Source organism: Pseudomonas sp. Leaf58 (assembly GCF_003627215.1).
Taxonomy (GTDB): domain Bacteria; phylum Pseudomonadota; class Gammaproteobacteria; order Pseudomonadales; family Pseudomonadaceae; genus Aquipseudomonas.
The window spans coordinates 2,247,990-2,269,088 of record NZ_CP032677.1 but is presented as its reverse complement, the minus strand read 5'-3'; the positions used below and the strand labels follow the sequence as shown (position 1 = coordinate 2,269,088).

At 63.6% G+C, this 21,099-nt stretch carries 16 protein-coding genes; 9 read left to right on the top strand and 7 right to left on the bottom strand.

The window, feature by feature from the left end:
- Nucleotides 1-4: 4 nt before the first annotated feature.
- Entirely contained in the window at nt 5-619 is a 615-nt protein-coding gene (locus DV532_RS10620; RefSeq protein WP_056800863.1) for a LysE family translocator, read from the bottom strand.
- A 112-nt stretch (nt 620-731) separates the two neighbouring features.
- On the opposite strand from DV532_RS10620, the gene DV532_RS10615 reads away from it, so the two are divergent.
- A complete protein-coding gene (locus DV532_RS10615; RefSeq protein ID WP_056800861.1) occupies nt 732-1,184 on the top strand; it encodes an Lrp/AsnC family transcriptional regulator in 453 nt (150 codons plus the stop codon).
- A gap of 298 nt (nt 1,185-1,482) precedes the next feature.
- On the top strand, nt 1,483-2,895 hold the full coding sequence (locus DV532_RS10610) for a cytosine permease (RefSeq protein ID WP_056800859.1): 1,413 nt from the start codon (nt 1,483-1,485) through the stop codon (nt 2,893-2,895).
- 51 nt (nt 2,896-2,946) lie between these two features.
- Here DV532_RS10610 and DV532_RS10605 read toward each other — a convergent pair whose 3' ends face one another.
- Complete coding sequence (locus DV532_RS10605; RefSeq protein WP_056800857.1) at nt 2,947-3,834, bottom strand: LysR family transcriptional regulator; 888 nt, start codon at nt 3,832-3,834, stop codon at nt 2,947-2,949.
- 111 nt (nt 3,835-3,945) lie between these two features.
- On the opposite strand from DV532_RS10605, the gene DV532_RS10600 reads away from it, so the two are divergent.
- Nucleotides 3,946-5,007, top strand: coding sequence for a YeiH family protein (locus DV532_RS10600; RefSeq protein ID WP_056800855.1), 1,062 nt, complete (start codon nt 3,946-3,948; stop codon nt 5,005-5,007).
- A gap of 132 nt (nt 5,008-5,139) precedes the next feature.
- Nucleotides 5,140-6,513, top strand: a complete 1,374-nt coding sequence (gene ppnN, locus DV532_RS10595; RefSeq protein ID WP_056800854.1) for a nucleotide 5'-monophosphate nucleosidase PpnN — start codon at nt 5,140-5,142, stop codon at nt 6,511-6,513.
- A gap of 134 nt (nt 6,514-6,647) precedes the next feature.
- On the opposite strand, the gene DV532_RS10590 is transcribed toward ppnN, so the two are convergent.
- Both DV532_RS10590 and DV532_RS10585 read right to left on the bottom strand, forming a co-directional pair.
- A complete protein-coding gene (locus DV532_RS10590) occupies nt 6,648-7,790 on the bottom strand; it encodes a GGDEF domain-containing protein (protein ID WP_056800852.1) in 1,143 nt (380 codons plus the stop codon).
- Nucleotides 7,791-7,918: 128 nt separating this feature from the next.
- Nucleotides 7,919-10,465 (bottom strand): EAL domain-containing protein, encoded by a 2,547-nt coding sequence (locus tag DV532_RS10585; RefSeq protein ID WP_056800850.1) that lies wholly within the window; start codon nt 10,463-10,465, stop codon nt 7,919-7,921.
- A gap of 275 nt (nt 10,466-10,740) precedes the next feature.
- On the opposite strand from DV532_RS10585, the gene DV532_RS10580 reads away from it, so the two are divergent.
- The gene (locus DV532_RS10580; protein WP_082476988.1) at nt 10,741-11,061 is read left to right on the top strand and encodes a hypothetical protein; all 321 of its coding nucleotides are present in this window, start codon (nt 10,741-10,743) and stop codon (nt 11,059-11,061) included.
- 117 nt (nt 11,062-11,178) lie between these two features.
- Here DV532_RS10580 and pssA read toward each other — a convergent pair whose 3' ends face one another.
- The gene (pssA, locus tag DV532_RS10575; RefSeq protein WP_082476986.1) at nt 11,179-12,507 is read right to left on the bottom strand and encodes a CDP-diacylglycerol--serine O-phosphatidyltransferase; all 1,329 of its coding nucleotides are present in this window, start codon (nt 12,505-12,507) and stop codon (nt 11,179-11,181) included.
- A 112-nt stretch (nt 12,508-12,619) separates the two neighbouring features.
- Nucleotides 12,620-14,878 (bottom strand): catalase/peroxidase HPI, encoded by a 2,259-nt coding sequence (gene katG / locus DV532_RS10570; protein WP_056800845.1) that lies wholly within the window; start codon nt 14,876-14,878, stop codon nt 12,620-12,622.
- A 380-nt stretch (nt 14,879-15,258) separates the two neighbouring features.
- Here katG and DV532_RS10565 point away from each other — a divergent pair, with 380 nt between their 5' ends.
- Nucleotides 15,259-17,112 (top strand): ABC transporter ATP-binding protein, encoded by a 1,854-nt coding sequence (locus tag DV532_RS10565; protein WP_056800843.1) that lies wholly within the window; start codon nt 15,259-15,261, stop codon nt 17,110-17,112.
- An 88-nt stretch (nt 17,113-17,200) separates the two neighbouring features.
- Here DV532_RS10565 and DV532_RS10560 read toward each other — a convergent pair whose 3' ends face one another.
- Complete coding sequence (locus DV532_RS10560) at nt 17,201-17,971, bottom strand: IclR family transcriptional regulator (RefSeq protein WP_056800842.1); 771 nt, start codon at nt 17,969-17,971, stop codon at nt 17,201-17,203.
- Between the two features lie 156 nt (nt 17,972-18,127).
- Between DV532_RS10560 and DV532_RS10555 the strand changes: the two genes are divergently transcribed.
- The 3 genes from DV532_RS10555 (at nt 18,128) to DV532_RS10545 (ending at nt 21,091) form a co-directional block, all read left to right on the top strand.
- The gene (locus DV532_RS10555) at nt 18,128-18,937 is read left to right on the top strand and encodes a shikimate dehydrogenase (RefSeq protein WP_056800840.1); all 810 of its coding nucleotides are present in this window, start codon (nt 18,128-18,130) and stop codon (nt 18,935-18,937) included.
- A 117-nt stretch (nt 18,938-19,054) separates the two neighbouring features.
- Complete coding sequence (locus DV532_RS10550) at nt 19,055-19,375, top strand: NIPSNAP family protein (protein WP_056800838.1); 321 nt, start codon at nt 19,055-19,057, stop codon at nt 19,373-19,375.
- 42 nt (nt 19,376-19,417) lie between these two features.
- Complete coding sequence (locus DV532_RS10545; protein ID WP_056800836.1) at nt 19,418-21,091, top strand: FAD-dependent oxidoreductase; 1,674 nt, start codon at nt 19,418-19,420, stop codon at nt 21,089-21,091.
- Nucleotides 21,092-21,099: the final 8 nt, after the last annotated feature.

The window sequence follows — 21,099 nt, the reverse complement described above, 5'->3', positions numbered from 1 at the left end:
AACATCAGTTGAATTGCCCGGCGATCAAGCCAAGGGCCACCGTAATCATCGCCACCCCCGATACCCGCCCAACCAACTTCGCCGCCCCCGGCCGGGTGCTCAGCACCGCTTTGGCGCCATAGCCGACCAGTGAGTAGATCACCAACGAACTGCACAGGTGCACCAACCCCAGCAGCAGAATTTGCAAGGGCACTGGCCAACTCGACTGCGGGTCGGTGAACTGCGGCAACAGGGCCAGGAACAGCAGAAACACCTTCGGGTTCAGGCCACTGACGCAAAAGCCCTTCAACGCCCAGCGCGAACCCGACTCCCCCGCACCGCCCTGCCCGGCCGCCGGCAATGCCGGGCTCAGCAACAGGTTGCCACCCAGCCACAGCAGGTAGCTGCACCCCGCCAGGGTCAGCAGGGTCAGGGCCAGCGGGTGGCCAGCCAGCAGGCTGCCGACACCGGCCGCCACCACCAGGGTGGCAAGAAAATGCCCCGACAACATTCCCGCCACCGCGGGCATCACCCAGCGCCCACGCATGCCGGCCGAAATAGCGTAGGCCCAGTCTGCACCCGGGGTCATCACGAACAGCATCGACACGGCCCAGAACGCCGTCAGAACACTGAGAGCCACTTGAATCTTCCTTTTTCCACTGCGTTGGGATAACGAAAGATTACGGATTACGCCGGAGCATTTTCTTTCGTATATTCCCCCTCATCATTCAATTACTGGAAGATTCTTCTCAATGGACAGGACAGATCGCAAAATCCTTGCTGAACTACAAAAAGACGGTCGGCTGTCGGTGACCGAACTGGCCGACCGCGTCGGGCTTAGCCTGTCACCCTGCCATCGGCGCTTGAAGGCACTGGAGGACAGCGGGGCCATTCTGGGTTACCACGCCCGCTTGGCGCCGAGCGCCCTGGGGCTGAATTTTGCCGCGCTGGTGTTCGTGACCCTGCGCGAAGTCACCCGCCAACCAGTGGCGGACTTTGAAGCAGCGGTGGCCGAGATCCCTCAAATCGTCGAGGCGCAGCGGCTGTTTGGCGACCCCGATTACCTGCTGCATGTGGTGGCCAAGGACTTGCCGGCGTTTCAGAAGCTGTATGACGAGCACCTGACCAGCATTCCCAATGTGAAGCGCTTGAGTTCGACCTTGGTGATGAAAGAGGTGATTCAGGACCGGCTTTTGCCGATGTAGCTGGGTTGCCTGTGCCGGCCTCTTCGCGGGTAAACCCGCTCCTACAAACGCGAGGGCTTGCCTGACCTTGGAGCACCAGCCCGCCTACCTCAAGCCCTCCCGCGCCCTGGAACCCTCGTTGCTATCGTTCCCCGCTTAAGCTTTTGCCAGCCTTAGGTTTTTTAAGGCTTATGGGCACATATTTACTAATTTCTCGTTATCGCCGCGCCCCGCATCATCGCTCCAACAAGAACGCGTCGCCCTTCGCCGGCACGCCCCCGGGCAGTTCCCGCTGCCCTACCTTGCCTTGGAGTCAGTCATGACCAGTGCAGCCAATTCGGCACCCCTCATAGAAAAACACACGATCGGCTATGTACCGCCGGAAGACCGCCATGGAAAGGTAAGGGATTTGTTCACACTGTGGTTCGGCGGCAATATCGCGCCGCTGCCGATCGTCACCGGCGCGCTGGGCGTGCAGTTGTTTCACCTGAACCTGGTATGGGGCATTGTCGCCATTCTGGTCGGCCATTTGGTCGGCGGCGTGCTGATGGCGCTGCACTCGGCCCAGGGCCCGCAAATGGGCATCCCGCAGATGATCCAGAGCCGCGCCCAGTTCGGCACGCTCGGCGCGCTGCTGGTGGTGGTCATTGCCGGGGTCATGTACATCGGCTTCTTCGCGTCCAACATCGTCCTGGCTGGCAAGTCGCTGCACGGTGTGGTCGACGCCGTGCCGGTACCGGTGGGCATCGTCATCGGTGCGCTGGGCTCGGGCATCATCGGCATTATCGGCTACCGCTTCATTCACGTGCTCAACCGCATCGGTACCTGGGTGCTGGGCATCGGCATCGTGGTCGGCTTCGGCTACATCTTCAGCCATGTGCAAAGCGACGACTTCCTCAGCCGCGGCGGCTTCAACCTGGCCGGCTGGCTGGCCACCGTATCGCTGGCGGCGCTGTGGCAGATCGCCTTTGCGCCCTATGTGTCGGACTACTCGCGCTACTTGCCGGCGGATGTGAAGGTCAGCTCGACCTTCTGGACCACCTACCTGGGCTCGGCCTTGGGTTCGAGCCTGTCGTTCATCTTCGGCGCCGTGGCGGTGCTGGCGATCCCGGCCGGCATGGACACCATGGACGCGGTCAAGTTGGCTACCGGCAGCCTTGGCCCGGTCATGTTGGTGTTGTTCCTGCTCAGCGTGATCAGCCACAACGCCCTTAACCTGTACGGTGCGGTGCTGTCGATCATCACCCTGGTGCAAACCTTCGCCCACCGCTGGATCCCCACCGCCAAGAGCCGCGCGGTGCTGTCGCTGGTGGTGCTGACGGCCTGCTGCGTGGTGGCGGTGTTCGCCTCGGCAGACTTCATCGGCCACTTCGTCGACATGGTGCTGGTGTTGCTGGTGGTGCTGGTGCCGTGGACGGCGATCAACCTGATCGACTTCTACGCCATTCACAAAGGTGACTATGACATCCAGTCGATCTTCCAGGTCGATGGCGGCATCTACGGGCGTTACAACCCTCAGGCGCTGATCGCCTATGCCGTGGGTATCGCGGTGCAGATCCCGTTCATGAACACTCCGCTGTACGTAGGGCCGATTGCCGAGCACATCAACGGGGCTGACTTGTCGTGGCTGGTGGGGCTGGCGGTTACCTCGCCGCTGTACGGCTGGCTGGCCAGCCGTGACAGTGCCTATCGCCGTCGGCAGATGACTGCCAAGTTGGCCATGGGGCACTGATTCAGCCTGCACCGGCCCTTCGCGGGTTTGCCCGCGAAGGGCCGGTGCAAGTCAGCCCACCTCTTGCAGGCCAACACACAACTCTAGAAACCGCGCCGCCGCCCGCGACGGCGTTGCCGCATGCGGCACCAGAATGGAAAAGCGCCGCACCAACGCCTGCGGCCCAACCTGCAACCGCTGCAACGCACCATCCTCATGCCGGATCGACATCGCCGAGACAAAACCAATCCCCATCCCGGCCCGCACCGCCTCCTTCACCCCTTCTACACCGGCGATCTCCAGCGCCACGCGCATCGCCACGCCACTGCGCGCAAACGCCCGCTCGACGATCTGCCGCACACCCGAGCCGCTCTCGCGCAACACCAACGGGTAGGCCCCCAACGACGCCAGCGTCTGCCGGCCACTGCCCACCAGTGGGTGCCCACGCGGCACGATGGCAACGATCTCGTCCTCCCGCCACGCCGTCACCGCGGTACCCAACGGCAACTCCTGCCCGGGTGGCCCTTCGACCAGGGCAATGTCAACGCTGCCCAGCGCGGCGACGATTTCTGCCGTGTTGCCATTGGACGTGGTCACCAGCACATCCGGATAACGCGCATGGAAATCGGCAATCAGGTATGGCAATAGGTAGCTGGCCGGCGTGGTACTGGCACCAATGCGCAAGGTGCCGCGCTCCAGCCCGCGCAGGGCCTCGCGCAGCGCGTGGGCCTGGCGAAAGGTTTCACGCAGGCGCTCGGCGTAGGCCAGCAATTGTTCGCCAGCCGCCGTCAGCCGCACGCCACGGCCAGCGCGTTGATAGAGGGGCTCGCCAAAGGCCTCTTGCAGCAGCTTTAGCTGGCCAGACACCGCTGGCTGCGACAAGTGCAGAGCCTGGGCGGCGTGGCTGATGTTGCCGTGCTCGGCGACAGTGGCGAACGTTATCAGTTGTTCCGGGGTCATGAACTAAAAATATCAGCTAAGCGGATACCTGCCATCCTAAATTACGATTTTTTATAAGCTTATAACCCGATTAACGTAGGCCTTGTCGAAACACTTCTCCGGAGGACTCACATGGCCACGGTGCCTTCCAACCCCGCCTTTGTCCCTACCCTCTCAACCCGAGGGCGGCTCAATGGCATCCTGTTCGTCGCGCTGTTTGCACTTGCGGTCACCCAGTTGGCCGCACTCCCCGCCATCGCCAACCTCGGTATCAGCCCGCTGATCGTCGGTATTGTCGCTGGTGCGCTTTACGGTAACGCATTGCGCGACGGCGTCCCGGCGAGCTGGGCGGCGGGGATCAACTTTTCCGCACGCGGCCTGTTGCGCATTGCCGTGGCGTTCTTTGGCCTGCGGGTTAGCCTGCAGGAAATTGCCGAAGTCGGCTGGTCGGGGCTGACCGTGTCGTTGCTGATGGTGGTCAGCACCCTGCTGATCGGCCTGTGGTGTGGCATGAAGCTGTTCAAGCTGGACCGCGATACCGCCCTGCTCACCGCTGCCGGCAGCGCGATCTGTGGCGCTGCCGCCGTGTTGGCGTTTGAATCGGCGTTGCGCAGTGCCCCGCACAAAAGCGCCATGGCGGTCGGTAGCGTGGTGTTGTTCGGCACCCTGTCGATGTTCTTTTACCCGCTGGCGATCAATGCCGGCTGGCTGCACCTGGACACCCTGGGCGCCGGGCTGTTGCTGGGTGGCACCCTTCACGAAGTGGCCCAGGTGGTCGGCGCGGCCAGCAACGTCAGCCCCGAGGCCACGCACATCGCCACTATCGTCAAAATGACCCGGGTAATGCTGCTGGTGCCCGTGCTGCTGGTGGTAGGGCTGTGGATCAGCCGTGCACGCCAGCCAGGCCAGGCCCAAGGCAATGGCCGCATCGCCATGCCCTGGTTCGCCTTCGGCTTCCTCGCGCTGGTGCTGGTGAATTCGCTGCAGGTGTTGCCGGGCAGCGTGACCCAAGCGGTCAACAGCCTGGATACCTTTGCCCTGACCATGGCCATGACTGCGCTGGGGATGGAGACACGCTTCAGCCAGATCCGCCAGGCCGGGCCGCGAGCGCTGGCGACCGGGGCGATTCTGAACCTGTGGCTGGTGTTTGGCGGCCTGGCGATTACCCTCGGGGTGCAGAAGCTGTTGGCATGACTTGAAACCGAGGCGCCTGCTTCGCGGCGCCTCGGTCTGATGACGTTTTTGTTGCCCCCCCTCGTTGCCGCGCGCATTTCTCGGTATGGTGTTGTCAAAGAAGGATGTTTTACCCGCACAGGAAAGACTTAGATGCCTCAACGCCATGTCATCAATGCATCCGTCAGCCCCAAAGGCAGCCTGGAGACGCTGTCACAACGTGAAGTGCAGCAACTGAGTGAAGTCGGTACCGGTAGCCTTTACACCCTGTTCCGCCAGTGCGCCCTGGCCATCCTCAACACCGGCGCCCATGTCGATAATGCCAAGACCATCCTCGAGGCCTACAAGGACTTCGAGGTGCGTATTCACCAACAGGACCGTGGTGTACGCCTGGAGCTGCTGAACGCCCCGGGAGACGCCTTCGTCGATGGCGAAATGATCGCCAGCACCCGTGAAATGCTCTTCAGCGCCCTGCGCGACATCGTCTACACCGAAAGCGAACTGGCCAGCCAGCGCATCGACCTGGAAAGCTCCCAGGGCATCACCGACTATGTCTTCCACCTGCTGCGCAACGCCCGCACCCTGCGCCCAGGCGTGGAGCCGAAGATGGTGGTGTGCTGGGGCGGCCACTCGATCAGCAGTGAGGAATACCAGTACACCAAGAAAGTCGGCCACGAGTTGGGCCTGCGCAAGCTGGACGTGTGCACCGGCTGCGGCCCGGGCGTGATGAAGGGCCCGATGAAGGGCGCGACCATTGCCCATGCCAAGCAGCGCATGCACGGCAGCCGTTACCTGGGCCTGACCGAGCCGGGCATCATCGCTGCCGAGGCGCCCAACCCTATCGTCAACGAACTGGTGATCCTGCCAGACATCGAGAAGCGCCTGGAAGCCTTCGTCCGTGTCGGCCACGGCATTATCATTTTCCCGGGTGGTGCCGGTACGGCCGAGGAGTTCCTCTACCTGCTAGGCATACTCATGCACCCCGACAACCAGGGCCTGCCGTTCCCGGTGGTGCTCACCGGCCCGCGCAGCGCCGAGCCTTACCTGCAACAGTTGCACGCCTTCGTCGGCGCTACCTTGGGTGAAGCGGCGCACCGCTTGTACCAGATCATCATCGACGACCCGGCGGAAGTCGCTCGGCACATGGTCGAAGGGCTCAAGGCAGTCAAGCAGTTCCGCCGCGAGCGCAACGACGCCTTCCACTTCAACTGGCTGCTGAAGATCGAGGAGAGCTTCCAGCGCCCGTTCGACCCAACTCACCAGGCCATGGCCGACCTTGAGCTGCGCCGTGATCTGCCAGCCCACGAACTGGCCGCCAACCTGCGCCGGGCGTTCTCTGGGATTGTCGCGGGCAACGTGAAGGACAAGGGTATCCGCCTGATCGAAGAACACGGGCCGTATCAGATCCGTGGCGACAGCGCCGTGCTGGACCCACTGGGGCGGCTGCTGCAGGCGTTCGTCGACCAGCACCGCATGAAGCTGCCCGGCGGCGCGGCGTATGTACCGTGCTATCAAGTGGTGACCTGATCACTGCGCCTCCGCTAAACCCGGGCATGGATGCCCGTCAAGCGCTGGGCCCCAGGATGGGGCCCGCCGCGCGGCCCTCGCGAACGCACCACATAGCTTTGCTTTATGGCACGCCTAGAAGCACACGCACACTATCAACCAAGGTCAGCCATCGGCCGCTCGACAAAACGAATACTGTCGCGGCCACCCCGTTTGGACTGGTACAACGCCACATCCCCCTGCTCAATCAACGCCGCCAGGCTCGCCGGCGGCTGGTCGAACAGGTTGGCGCCGATGCTCAAGGTAACCGGCTGCGGCGTCGGCGCCATCTTGCCAGCAAACTGCTGAAACTGCTCACGCAACAGCCCGCCCAACTCCATCACCCGCTCGCTGCTCGCCCCACACAGCAAAATGACGAACTCATCCCCCCCCAAGCGCGCCGCTAGCGAGCGCTCGGGCAGTACCGTGCGAATCATCTCGCTTAGGGCAATCAACAAGCGGTCGCCCGCCACATGCCCATGCAGGTCGTTGACCAGTTTGAAGTTGTCGATGTCGATCAACAGCAAAGCCCCAGGTTGCCCCGGGCTCACTTCCTTGAAGAAATGCGCAGCCCGCACCTCCAGCGCACGCCGGTTGTACAGAGCGGTCAGCGGGTCGCGGGCGGCCAACCGGGCAATCCGCTCCTCGCGCCGATAGCGCACGGTGCCGGTCATCGACAAGGCAATCAGCATGATTGCCATCGCACCTTCGACCAACGAAACCTGAATGATCAGCCCCCCAAAGGTGGCCAGGTCAATCAGCGTGCCCGGGGTGATGGCAATGATCGCCTTGGCCACATAGAACAGCCCATGAATCAGCAACACATAGCGCAACTGCACCGCACCCACACTCAGCGACTTGCCATGCGGCCGCAGCAGCCAGCTAGCCTTGAGCGTTAGCGACGCCACCAGCAACGAGTTGACCATCAGCATCACCTTCGACCACTGCGGCCCCACGGGCAACAGCAGCAAGGCAAACCACACCCCCACGATCAGCAGCCAGGTACGCGACAGCCGGCTCTGGGTGAAGCGCAACACCCCCATCAGGAAAAACCAGTGCGCCACCACTAGCAAGCCGTTGGCGAACCAGATACCGATCAGCACCAAGCCGATGCCCCGTAGCAAGGCCAGCGTGGAGCCGACGGTGATGGTGGCAAAACCTGCGCTCCAGAACAGTAGCGATGGTTCGCGAACGCTGCGCCACTCGATCGCCAGGTACAACGCAGCCGCAGCAGCCAGGGCGATAGTGATCGTCAGCATCGTGGATGGATCAAGCGCCATAAACGGATTGGCCTATCTGGTTAACGAGGGAAAAGGCCTGATTGTATGCGCTGGTGATGGCTTTTCAGAGGGGCCACACACACTTGTTTGAAAATCAGCCTGCGCCGCTAGGACATTCCCCCAGGTTCAGGCTCGCCTGGCTCCATCAAACGCACCAACACCCGGTTTTCCACCGGCCGGCTCAGCAGGTAGCCCTGCACTTCATGGCACTGGTCGTCGCTGAGCAAGGCCAGCTGTTCCGCGGTCTCTACCCCCTCGGCAGTAACCGTCATGCCCATCGCATTGCCAAGGTTGATGATCGCCTGCACCACGCTGCGGTCACTGTTACTGGTGCCCAACGACTGCACGAAACGCTTGTCGATCTTGATACTGTCGAACGGATAGGTGCGCAAGTAGCCCAGGGAAGAATAGCCCGTACCAAAGTCATCCATGTTCAGCCGCACCCCCAACTCCTTCAGCGCGTTCATGGTCTGCAGGGCGCCCTCGACATCATTGAGCATGACGTTCTCGGTAATCTCCAGCTCAAGGCGGTGGGCAGGCAGACCGGTGTGGCGCAGTGCTTCTGCCACGTCACGGACCACGTCACTGCGGCTGAACTGCGCCGGAGACATGTTGACCGAGACCATAACCTCCAGCGGCCAGCCACGTGCCAGGGTGCAAGCCTCATGGATCACCCAGTTGCCCAGTTGCACGATCAGGTCAGACTCCTCAGCCAAGGCGATGAAGCGATCTGGCCGCAGCAAGCCAAGCCGCGGATGTTGCCAGCGCACCAGCGCCTCGGCAGAGGCCAACGTCACGCCGTCCACCTTGAAACGCGGTTGAAAATGCAACCGCAGTTCGCCGCGTGGGATGCCTTCGCGCAGCTCACGCTCCAGTTCGCGTTTTTCCAGCAATGCCGTGTTCAACTGTGCCGAGAAGTAGCGCCAGGTATGCTTGCCGGCCTGCTTGGCGCTGTACAGGGCAACATCGGCATAACGGATCAGGTCGCCTGGGGGGCCGGGGTACTCCGCCGACAACACCACCCCAAGGCTGCCGCCAACCTGTACCTTGTGCTGCTCGAAGGTGATCGGGCGCTTGAGCGTTTCGATCAGCCGTGCGCAAAAGCGGTCCACTTCATCATGCTTGCCTGGCCGGCTCAATACGATGACGAACTCGTCACCGCCCAAGCGTGCCACCAAGTCGGTGTCACGGGTCACCTGCCCTAGCCGGTGGGCCACTTCGACCAGCACGGCATCCCCGGCCGGGTGGCCGAGGCTGTCATTGATGGGCTTGAAATTGTCCAGGTCGAGCATCAGCAAGGCCAAGTCCCCATGCCTGGCCTCTTCCAGGTAGCGGAACAACTTGTTGCGGTTGGGCAGGCCGGTGAGCGCGTCGTGTAGCGACAGATGCTGGATATGCGCATGAGCGGCCACTTCATCGGTGATGTCGGTGCAGGTACCGCGGTAACCTTGGCAGGTCTTCTGCGCGATGATAGCCCTGGCGGCGATCCGGCACTCGCGCCGTTGCTCAAGACGATCGTGGTACTGGCAGCGCAGGCTGCCGGTGGCCTCGCTGCCGGCAAGGCCGTGCAGCCAGGTCTCGACCTGGCCGGTTTCGCAGTCGAACAGATCACTGATTGGGCGTTGCAGCCAGCGCTCCAGGGTGTGCCCGGTCAGCTCGGTAAAACGCGGTGAAAGGTAGGTCAGGTGCTGCTGCGCATCTGCTTCCCAGATCCAGTCCGACGCCGCTTCGGCCACTGCCTTGAAGCGCGCCTCACTGGCCTCCAAGGCGAACTTGGAAGCGGCCAGTTCACGGTGGCTGCGGTCAATACCGGCACTGGCACGCAGGGCATAGCGGGCGCAAAGGGCCATGACCATGGCGATAATCAGCCACGCGAATGCCAGGGGCATAAACACGGTGTGAAACAGCTCGGTCCCGGGCTGTTCGATAGGCCAGGTCAGGGCGTACCCAGTCTCCCCCAGCGGCAAATGCCCCTTACCCGTGGGTAGTTGCGACGCGGGTATGACAGCGAAGCCTGGCAGCCCAGCAGCCTGGCCCAGTTGGTTGAGCATGGTTGGGTTCATGACCCGGACAAACACCAGCACCGCACCAGCGGCCGGCAGCGGCTGCGGGACCGAGGGCGGGCGGATGACGGCGGCGGCGAACAGTGCCGGCTGGCCGTTGTACAGCAGGTAACCTGACGCTGCTTGTTGCTGCTGCACCGCCTGCCGCGCCTGCTGCAAAACCTGAGCACTGCTGCCGCTGTGACGGTCGAACCCCTCCTCGCTGAGGCGCCCTTCTAGCATGGCATAGTGGGTGCCATCATCGTCGAGCACAAACACGCCTTGGTAGCCGTCGTCGCTGTACAGCGTCGCGCCCACGTTATCTTCGTCGTACGCCCAGTGCCGATCTACGCGCCTGGCCAGGTGGTCGTACGCGGCTTGCCACACGGCATAGGCGACCAAGTAGCTGCGCTCGTTCTTGTGCATTTGGGCCAATGCCGCCTCTGCGTGAAAATGGCTCTGGACCCGCTCGCGTTCGTCCAACGCCTGGGCGATGCGGTACAGCGAGACCAGGCCTAACGCCAATGCCAACAACAACAAGCCGGAAAACACCAGACTCAACTGCCGAACCACCTGCCTGCGCGGCGAATTATTGCCGAGGGTTGCTTCCATTCAGTGGGCGCCTTTTGCCGGGGACATGCACAGGGATGGACCAGCAGTGGCGCTTGATGATCGATTTACCTGACGACCGGCCACTGCAGCCAGGGAGTCATGAAGACCCGAATGAGTCGTTCTGACCACCGCTTCGCATGGTCATGAAGACTATTGCCGCGCGCAACTGCCGCGTGGCAAAGGTCCCCTACCTGGCATGAAACCTGAACCATTCGCTTTCGCCATTCCTTGCCTTGCGGATAACCATCATGAAAACCCTCCTCCTACCTTTGGCGATGACCTTGTCCATCTCCCTGCCCACCTGCGCCGACCAAGTGCTTTCGGAAAGCTCAGACAACACCGTGGGCTATGGCGCCGGCGGCGTCAGCGGCCTGATGGTCGGTGCCGCCCTCGGTGGCCCGTTCGGCGCGATCGCCGGTGCGGCATTGGGCGCGTTTGGCGGGGCCGCCGTGCAACAAGGCAGCGGGCATAGCGACCCGGCCTACGTGGTCCGCCATGACGACGGCAGCACCCAGCGCTATCGCTCGCCCAATGCCCGCTTCAAGCCCGGCGATCAGGTGCAAGTGAGTGGTCTACGCCTGGCGCCAGCGCAGTAAATTTTAACCAGGATAGCAGGCTCACCCTTGGCCTGTGGGGTGATGGAATGATAGAGCGCCGTCTAGCGCAGCGCTCTATCGATACAAGAAACGCGCAGGGCTTTGTGGTGCAACCCCTTAGAGCACGCGCTTGATCAACGGCTCCAACCGGCTATAGCGCAGCCGACGCAGGAACTTGCGCACTTCCTTGGGGTGCTCGGCCTTGACCCCCAGGGCCTCTGCCGAACCAATCTTCGGCGCATGCTGGCGCAGCGCTGCCAACTCTGCCTCCCGTGGCGCCAGCCACTGCCCTTGTGGGTCATCGATCAGCAGGCCGTTTTCCAGGTCCAGGTTGAAACCGCGCGGGTTGAGATTGTTGCCGGTCAGCAGCGAATAGCGCTGGTCGACCCACACGCCCTTGGCATGGAAGGTATGCCCAGGGTCGTTCCAGATCCGTACCTGCAACTGGCCGCTTGCAAGCGCGGTGTGGCGACGACGGGTGAAGGCACGCAGGTTGTCTTCGTACAGGTAAGGCAACGCACCACTGGCACTGAACGGCTCGCCGGGGGCGATGTAGAAGTCATTTGCCGTACGGTCACCGACGATCAGCTCCACCTGTACGCCGCGCTCCAGCGCCTGATCAAGCTCGCGCATCAGCACCCGTGGCGGGTTGAAGTACGGCGTGCTGATGATCACCTGGGTACGCGCCGCCGCCAGCAAGGCGCACAGTGCCCGGTTCAGCGGGTTGCCGCGGCCCACACCCAACAGCGGAATCACCCGCAGGCCTTGCCCCGTTGCACTGGCCGGCGCCTCATAGGCCATGCGCCGCAGCCGCGCGCGCAAGCGCCGGATGTCACCCCGCAGGCTACGGGTGGAAGGGGGTGCCGGCAGGTCGAGACGCGGCGTGGCGCTGTGATGCAACAGGCGCCGCACCAGGTCGACCATGGCGTCGGCCAGCGCCGGCGACTGGAACAAGTGGTAGCGGTCCAGGCGGTAGCGGTCGAAGCGGTGCAAGTACACGTTGTTCAGGCTGGCACCGGTGTAGATCACGCAGTCGTCGATGATGCTGCCCTTGAGGTGCAGCACCCCGAACAGCTCCCGAGTTTGCACCGGCACCCCATGGATGACGATGTCCAGCCCGTGGTGCTGGCGCTGGGCCTGGTACCAGGCGGCGTTCCCCGGCTGGCGCCCTGCCCCCAGCAGGCCGCGCCGGGCGCGGAACCAGTCGACCACGATGGTGATTTCCAGGCCCGGCCGCGCGGCCTTGGCCTGGTACAAGGCATCCAACACCTCCTGGCCGGCCTCGTCTTCCTGCAGGTAGAGCGCAACGATGACGATGCGCCGGCTTGCCGCGCGGATGCGCTCGAGCAGGCAGGCGCGGTAGGCCTTGGCATCGGGCAGCACCTGGATCGACTCGGCGGTCATGGCGTAGCCTGGCAATGCCGCCAGCATGGATTCGGGGTTCACTAACGATCACCTTCTGTGTGCAATCACTGTCGTACACCAGCTTGCACAGGAAGAGCGAAATGGTCCAGCCCTGGCAAGCATGGGGCGCAAAGCGCCCCAGTGCCCGGTGCCGTTATTTCAGGTCAAAACGATCCAGCTCCATCACCTTCTCCCAGGCCGCCACAAAGTCGCGGACGAACTTGTCACCGCCATCATCACTGCCATACACCTCGCTCAACGCCCGCAACTGGGCATGCGAACCGAACACCAAGTCAACCCGGCTAGCCGTCCATTTCACTTGCCCGGTCTTGCGGTCACGGCCTTCGAAGGCCTCGTTGTCCGCCGAGGTCGGCTTCCATTCCACCCCCATGTCCAGCAGGTTGCGGAAAAAGTCGTTGCTCAAGGTGCCGACCTTATCGGTGAACACACCTTGCCGGTTGCCGCCATGGTTGGCGCCAAGCACGCGCAGGCCGCCGACCAGCACGGTCAGTTCAGGCGCGGTGAGGGTTAGCAACTGCGCCTTGTCCAGCAGCAGCTTCTCGGCCTTGACGCTGTAGCGGGCCTTGGTGAAGTTGCGCAAGCCATCGGCCAACGGTTCCAGCACGGCGAAGGACTCGACGTCGGTCTGTGCCTGAGAGGCATCGACACGCCCCGGGCAAAACGCCACGCGAAGGTTGTGCCCGGCGTCCTTGGCAGCCTTTTCCACGGCGGCTGCACCTGCCAGGACGACCAGGTCGGCCAGGGAGATTTTCTTGCCACCGGCATTGAACTCGCCCTGGATCTGCTCAAGTGCCGCCAATACCTTGCCCGTGCCCTGGTTCGCAGGCCAGTCCTTCTGCGGTGCCAGGCGCAGGCGGCCACCGTTGGCGCCACCACGCTTGTCTGAACCGCGGAAGGTCGATGCCGCCGCCCACGCGGTGGCAACCAGCTCGCCAACGCTCAAGCCCGTCGCCAGCACTTTGGCCTTGAGCGCGGCAATGTCCTGCTCGCCCACCAGCGGATAGTCGGCTTTGGGCAGCGGGTCTTGCCACAGCAATTCTTCGTTGGGCATTTCCGGGCCCAGGTAACGCGCCAGCGGGCCCATGTCGCGGTGGATCAACTTGTACCAGGCGCGGGCGAAGGCGTCCGCCAGCTGCTCAGGGTTGTCTTTGAAGCGGCGGGCGATCGGCTCGTAGATCGGGTCGAAGCGCAGCGCCAGGTCGGAAGTGAGCATGGATGGCGCATGGCGCTTGGCCGGGTCGTGGGCATCGGGCACGGTCCCTGCCCCTTTGCCTTCTTTGGGCCGCCACTGGTGCGCGCCCGCCGGGCTCTTGGTCAGTTCCCACTCGAAGTTGAACAGGTTATTGAGGTACTCGTTGCTCCACTGGGTGGGGGTCGAGGTCCAGGTCACTTCCAGGCCGCTGGTGATGGTATCGCCACCCTTGCCGCTGCCGAACGTGTTGGCCCAACCCAGGCCTTGCAGCTCCAGGCCCGCCGCCTCCGGCTCGGGGCCGACGTTGTCAGCGGGGCCGGCGCCGTGGGTCTTGCCGAAGGCGTGGCCGCCGGCGATCAGGGCCACGGTTTCTTCATCGTTCATGGCCATGCGGCCGAAGGTTTCGCGGATGTCCTTGCCCGAGGCGACCGGGTCCGGCGTGCCTTCAGGGCCCTCCGGGTTCACGTAGATCAGCCCCATCTGCACGGCGGCCAGCGGGTTTTCCAGGTTGCGCTCGCCCCCCAGGTCGCGGCTTTCCTCTTCTGGGTGCTTGGCCGGCTCGGCTACCAGGTCACCCTGGCCTGGCGGCTGGGCCTTGAGTTGTTCCTTGCCGTACCGGGTGTCTCCGCCCAGCCAGACCTTTTCCGAACCCCAGTACACATCTTCGTCCGGCTCCCACACATCGGCACGCCCGCCGGAAAAGCCGAAGGTCTTGAAGCCCATGGATTCAAGGGCGACGTTACCGGTGAGCACGATCAGGTCGGCCCAGGAGATCTTGTTGCCGTACTTCTGCTTGATCGGCCACAGCAGGCGCCGGGCTTTGTCCAGGCTAACGTTGTCCGGCCAGCTGTTGAGCGGGGCGAAGCGCTGTTGGCCGGAGCCCGCACCACCCCGGCCATCGCCGATACGGTAGGTACCGGCGCTGTGCCAGGCCATGCGCACGAACAGCGGGCCATAGTGGCCGAAGTCGGCCGGCCACCAGTCCTGCGAGTCGGTCATCAACGCTGTCAGGTCTTTTTTCAGGGCCTGAAAGTCGAGGCTCTTGAACGCCTTGGCATAGTCGAAATCCGGGTCCATCGGGTCGGACTTGGAAGCGTGTTGGTGAAGAATTCTCAGGTTGAGCTGGTCAGGCCACCAGTCACGGTTGGTGGTGCCGCCACCTGCGGTTTGATGGAACGGGCATTTCGATTCGTTCGACATCTGCGGGTACCTTTGGGTCGGTTATCCAGATTTCCGGTCTATGCCAGGTGTTCTTTCAGCCGAGCGGAGGCGCTCGTGCTACCCCTCATCAGGTCTACACGGGCTTGCGATACTGTCACGGCGGGTGCCTGCGCTCTTGCACACAGGTGCTCAAACGCTGCCCGCTCGCGGAACTCGCGGGGCCAGGGGAAAGACTAGCCGAGCTTGGGCAGAGTTCTAATAGAGTGGCTGTTACGGGCTGATAGGCTGGCTCTGTCAAGCGCCACTGTGGGGTTGTCGGCAACATTCTCGCCATCAAAAAACGCTACGAACCCACGCAGGCCTGAGTGTTCTGTATGGTTAGCGACTGGGCAAACGCTGACCTTGGGAGACAAGCAAGCATGCTGGGTATTTTTGAACGACGGCTCGACCCCTTCCCCCCCGACGAGGCCCCGCCGCCACCGGTTGGCCTAGTGCGCTTCATGTGGGCCTGTACCCGAGGGGCGCGCGGCTACATCCTGGCGCTTGCGCTGCTCAGTGCCGGAGTGTCGATTTACGAAGCCTGGCTGTTCGCCTTCCTCGGCCAAGTGGTCGACCTGCTCGCGGCCTGGCAGGCCGGCGGCACCGCGAGCGCCCAGGAAAGCCATGTGCTGTGGGCGATCGCTATCGTCCTGCTGACCAGTATCGGGTTGGTGGCGCTGCGCACGATGGTGCAGCACCAGGTGCTCGCGATCAATTTGCCGCTGCGCCTGCGCTGGGACTTCCACCGCCTGATGCTGCGCCAAAGCCTGTCGTTCTTTTCCGATGAGTTCTCTGGCAGGGTTACCACCAAGGTGATGCAAACGGCACTGGCGGTGCGCGAAGTGCTGTTCACGGTCATCGAAATCCTGCCCGGCATCGGCGTGTACTTCATCGCGATCATCGCCCTGGCCGGTGGCTTCGCCCTGAAGTTGATGCTGCCGTTCATTGCCTGGATCGTGCTGTTCGGGCTGGCCATGCTGTATTTCGTGCCACGCCTGGGCAAGGTCGGCCAGGAACAGGCCCATGCGCGCTCCTCGATGACTGGGCGGGTGTCGGACGCTTACACCAACATCACCACGGTGAAGCTGTTCTCGCACTCCAAACGTGAAGCGCATTTCGCGCGCGCGGCCATGGAGGACTTCAAGCACACCGGCTTTCGCCAGATGCGCTTGGTCAGCCAGTTCGAGATCGTCAACCAGGCGCTGGTGGTGGGCCTGATCTTGGCTGCAGGCGGCTATGCCTTGTGGCTATGGCACCAGGGCCAGGTCGGCACCGGCGCCGTGGCGGCGATCACCGCCATGGCCTTGCGCATCAACGGCATGTCGCACTGGATCATGTGGCAGATGACCTCGCTGTTCGAAAACATCGGCACCGTGCAAGACGGCATGGCCACCCTCACCCGCGGCCCCAAGGTGCAGGATGCACCGGGTGCCACCGAGCTGGTTACCCGTGGCGGCGCGGTGACCTTCGACCAGGTCTGCTTCAACTACAACGGCGAGCGCCAGGTGCTCAACGACCTGAGCCTGCACATCCATCCCGGCGAAAAGGTCGGCCTGGTGGGCCGCTCGGGCGCGGGTAAATCCACGCTGATCAACCTGCTGCTGCGTTTCTACGACGTGGACAGTGGGGCAATCCGCATCGACGGCCAGAACGTCGCCCAGGTTACGCAAGACAGCCTGCGCAGCGCCATCGGCATGGTCACCCAGGACACTTCGCTGCTGCACCGCTCGATTCGTGACAACATCGCCTATGGCCGCCCCGATGCGACCGAGGCGCAAATCCGCAGCGCCGCGGCCAATGCCCAGGCCGATGGTTTCATCAGCCAGCTCAGCGACCGCCAAGGCCACAGCGGTTACGACACCCTGGTGGGCGAGCGTGGCATCAAGCTGTCCGGCGGCCAGCGCCAGCGCATTGCTATCGCCCGGGTAATGCTGAAGAACGCGCCGATTCTTTTGCTTGACGAGGCCACCAGCGCGCTGGACTCGGAAGTCGAAGTTGCTATTCAGGAAAGCCTGGATGAAATGATGCAGGGCAAGACCGTCATCGCCATCGCCCATCGGTTGTCGACGATCGCGGCCATGGACCGGCTGATCGTGATGGATGAAGGGCGCATCATCGAACAAGGTACGCATGCCGAACTGCTGGCGAAAAATGGCACCTATGCGCGTTTGTGGCAGCACCAGAGTGGCGGCTTCCTAGGGGAAGACCAAGGGGTGGCCGAGGCGGTGGAGTAGACGTGTTGAGCACCATGTCGGAGTGGGGGTTGGTACGGGCTTCGCCGGTGTTCGCAGGCAAACCCGCTCGCACAAAACGCCATTGCGTTCAATCCAGAACCGGCCGCAACAACGCCTGCGCCTCATACAAGGTCGGCAAATAGCGCAGGCGTATCTCATCCACACTCAACCGCGAAGCATGGGTAGTGATGGTCAGCGTCGCTTGCAACCGGCCAGCCCGGTCCAACAGCGGCACCCCCAATACACGCATGCCGATTTCATATTCCTGATCAACGATACAGAACCCCTGCCCCTTCACCCGCAGCAACTCCGCCTCCAACTGCGCCCGATCCGTCTGCGTATAAGGCGTCAATGCCCGTAGCGGGTTGCGGGCGAAATAGTCATCCCGTTGGTCCTCATCCAGCCAGGCCAACCAGACCCGCCCGCCCGCCGTGCAATACATCGGCACTCGCGAACCCGGCCTGATCGACAACGAAGTCACATGGCTGTAACGGCTGCGCACCAAGTGGATGATCTCGTCACCATCACGGGTGCCCACCGACACATGCTCCTGGGTTTGCCGCGCCACCTGCTCGACGATCGGGCGCAGCATGCGCGGCAGCTGCGCCGAGTCCACATAGGCCTGGCCGAGGCGCAAGGCCTTGGGCGTCAGCCAGTACTCGCGGCTGTCGGTTTCGGCAAACCCCTCGTGCACCAAGGTGAGCAGAAAGCGCCGGGCGGCACTGGGGGTAAGGCCGGACAACCTCGCTGCCTGCGGTACGCTCAAGCGCGGCTGATCAACGCTGAACAGCTGCATCAGGGCCAGGCCTTTCTGCAAGCCGGCAATCAGGTCACGGGGATGGATGTCTGGCGTGTTCATGCGTTCGATTCTCAGGCTGAAACCAAAAACGCCCGATTAGTGCGATAACCGGAGTATGGCTGCGATTATCGCACTAACTCACTGACAAGCGCATTGTTCCGCCAAGCCCGCCTGCATCACGCTTACCGCCACTACAACGCCAATAAGGAGGTCAGCATGATTCGTGGTGCTACGGAACTGGTCGCCATCGTCGGGTCGCCCATTGCCCAAGTGAAGTCGCCAGAAAACTTCAACACTTGGTTCGCCAACAACAATTGCAACCTCGCTATGCTGCCCATCGACCTGCACGAAGCCGCGTTGGACGCCTTTGCCGGCACCCTGCGCGGCTGGCAGAACCTGCGCGGTTGTGTGGTCACCGTGCCGCACAAGCAGGCCATGGCCTGCCGCCTGGACAGCCTTAGCCAACGCGCAGCTGCCGTCGGCTCGGTCAACGTAATACGCCGTGAGCGTGACGGGCGCCTGCTGGGCGACAACGTGGATGGCGCCGGTTTTCTGGGCGCCGCACGCAAACATGGCTTCGAGCCGGCGGGCAAGCGTGCGCTGGTGATTGGTTGTGGCGGGGTCGGCAGTGCCATCGCCTATGCCCTGGGCGAGGCTGGCATCGCCAGCATCACCCTCAGCGACCCCAGCGCAGCACGTATGGGCGCTGTACGCGAACTGCTCGGCAAGAGCTTCCCCAAGGTCGTAATCGCCACCCGGGTCGACGGGTTGGAAGACTTCGACCTACTGGTCAACGCCTCCCCTGTCGGTATGGGCGGCAGCGCAGAGCTGCCCCTGTCTGCCGCCCTGCTCGCCACCTTGCAGCCCGACACCTTGGTCGCCGACGTGGTCACCTCACCCGAAATCACCCCGCTGTTGAACCGCGCACGACAGGTTGGTTGCGCGGTCCAGACCGGCCCGGAAATGGCCTTCGCCCAGTTGGGCCACCTGGGCGCCTTCATGGGCGTCACGCCGCTGGAGATCTGACGCCATGCCGACCCGGCCCGGTATTGCCGTGGGCCCTGCCCTCACGTTCGGCTGGCTTGCTGCCAGCCACCTTGCCCCGCGCCTGCAGGCGCCGACCACCCACATGGAGACTCCCGCATGTACTACGAACTGAGAACCTACACCCTCGACCCGCTGAAAATGGCCGACTGGCTGGCGCTGTACCAAAGCCACGCACTGGAGGTGCAAAGCGCGCACCTGGGCAACCTGGTCGGCTTTTTCACCAGCGAGTTCGGCGAGGTAAACCAGGTGGTGCACATCTGGGGTTATGCCAGTCTCGACGAGCGCATGGCACGGCGCGCCGCCATGGCAGCGGACCCGCGCTGGGCGGAGTTTTCGCGGCGCAACCGCGAGCTGGGCGCGGTGCTGCACCTGCAGTCGCGGCTGCTGCGGCCCACCGCTTTTTCGCCGCTGCAGTAAGCCACACACCACCTCCCTGTAAAGCCTGAGCGGACCCCAACAATGCAACCCCTCGAATGTGACGTACTGGTCATCGGCTCCGGGGCCTCCGGCCTGGCTGCCGCCGTTACCGCCGCGCATCACGGCCTGCAAGTGATCGTCGCGGAAAAAGCCAGCCAACTGGGCGGCACCAGCGCCTGGTCGGGGGGCTGGCTGTGGATACCGCGCAACCCGCTGGCCATCACCGAAGGCATCGTCGAGGCTGACGATGCCCCAGAGCGCTACCTGCGCGCGCAAACCCACGCCAGCGAGCTGGACCCACGCCAGTGCGCATTCCTGCGCCATGGCCCGGAGATGGTGGCGTTCTTCCAGCACCACACCGCCGTGCAGTTCCAGTCCGGTAGCCGCATGCCCGACATGCGCGACGGCGACGGCAGCGCGCGCGGTGGCCGTTCGCTGTGCGCACTGCCCTACGACGGCCACCTGCTCGGGCCCTGGCTGCACACACTTCGCCCACCGCTGGGCATTGTCAGCTTGGCCGGCATGGGCATTGCCGGCGGTGCCGACATGGCCGCCTTCTTCAACGCCACGCGCTCGCCCAAGGCCGCGCTACATGTGGGCAAGCGCCTGCTGCGCCACGGCCGCGACCTGCTGCTGCACCGGCGCGGCCTGCAGTTGGTCAACGGCAACGCGCTGGTGGCACGCCTGCTGCGCAGCGCCCTGGACCTTGGCGTGACACTGCTGACCGACAAGCCGGCCTGCCGCCTGTTGGGCGAAGGCCGGGTCGGCGGCGCGCTATTTGCCGACGGCCAGGTGATCCACGCCCGCCGCGGCGTGGTGCTGGCCTGCGGTGGTTTCCCGCATGACCGCCAGCGCATCGCCCAGCTGATGCCGCATGCGCCAGACGGTGACCGGCATTATTCCGCTGCCCCCAGGGAAAACAGCGGCGACGGCTTGCGCCTGGGCGAACAGGCCGGTGGCCTGGTTTCTACGACTGCCGCACAAGGTGGTGCCTGGGCCCCGATTTCGCGGGTGCCACACCGCGATGGCAGTGTCGGCCACTTCCCGCACTTGATCGACCGCGCCAAGCCTGGCTTCATCGCCGTGCGCCGCGATGGCCGGCGCTTCGTTAACGAAGCCGATTGTTACCATGACTTCATGAATGCCCTGTTCGCCGCCACGCCGCGGGGTGAGCCAGTGCAGGCCTGGCTGATCTGCGATCATGCCGCGCAACGCCGCTATGGCATTGGCTGGGCCAAGCCCTTTCCCTTCCCCACCCGCCATTATCAACGCTGCGGTTACCTGCACAGTGGCCGCACACTGGCGCAACTGGCACAGCACTGTGGGATCGACGCCGAGCAGTTGCAGCGCACGGTAGACAGCTTCAACCGCCATGCCGCCCAAGGTGAGGACCCGGTTTTCCAGCGGGGCGTATCGGCCTACAACCAGGCCCAGGGTGAACCGCTGCAGGCCCCCAATCCCTCGCTGCGACCACTGCTGCGTGGGCCGTTCTACGCCGTGAAACTGCTGCCAGGCAGCCTGGGCACCTTCGCCGGCCTGGGTACGGATGCCTCGGCCCGGGTACTCGACCGCCAGGCGCGGCCGATACCCGGTTTGTATGCGGTGGGCAATGACATGGACAGTGTGATGGGTGGGCATTACCCGAGTGGCGGTATTACCCTTGGACCAGGGATGACTTTTGGGTATTTGGTGGGTAAGGCGTTGAGTGACTCATAGTCGTTGCA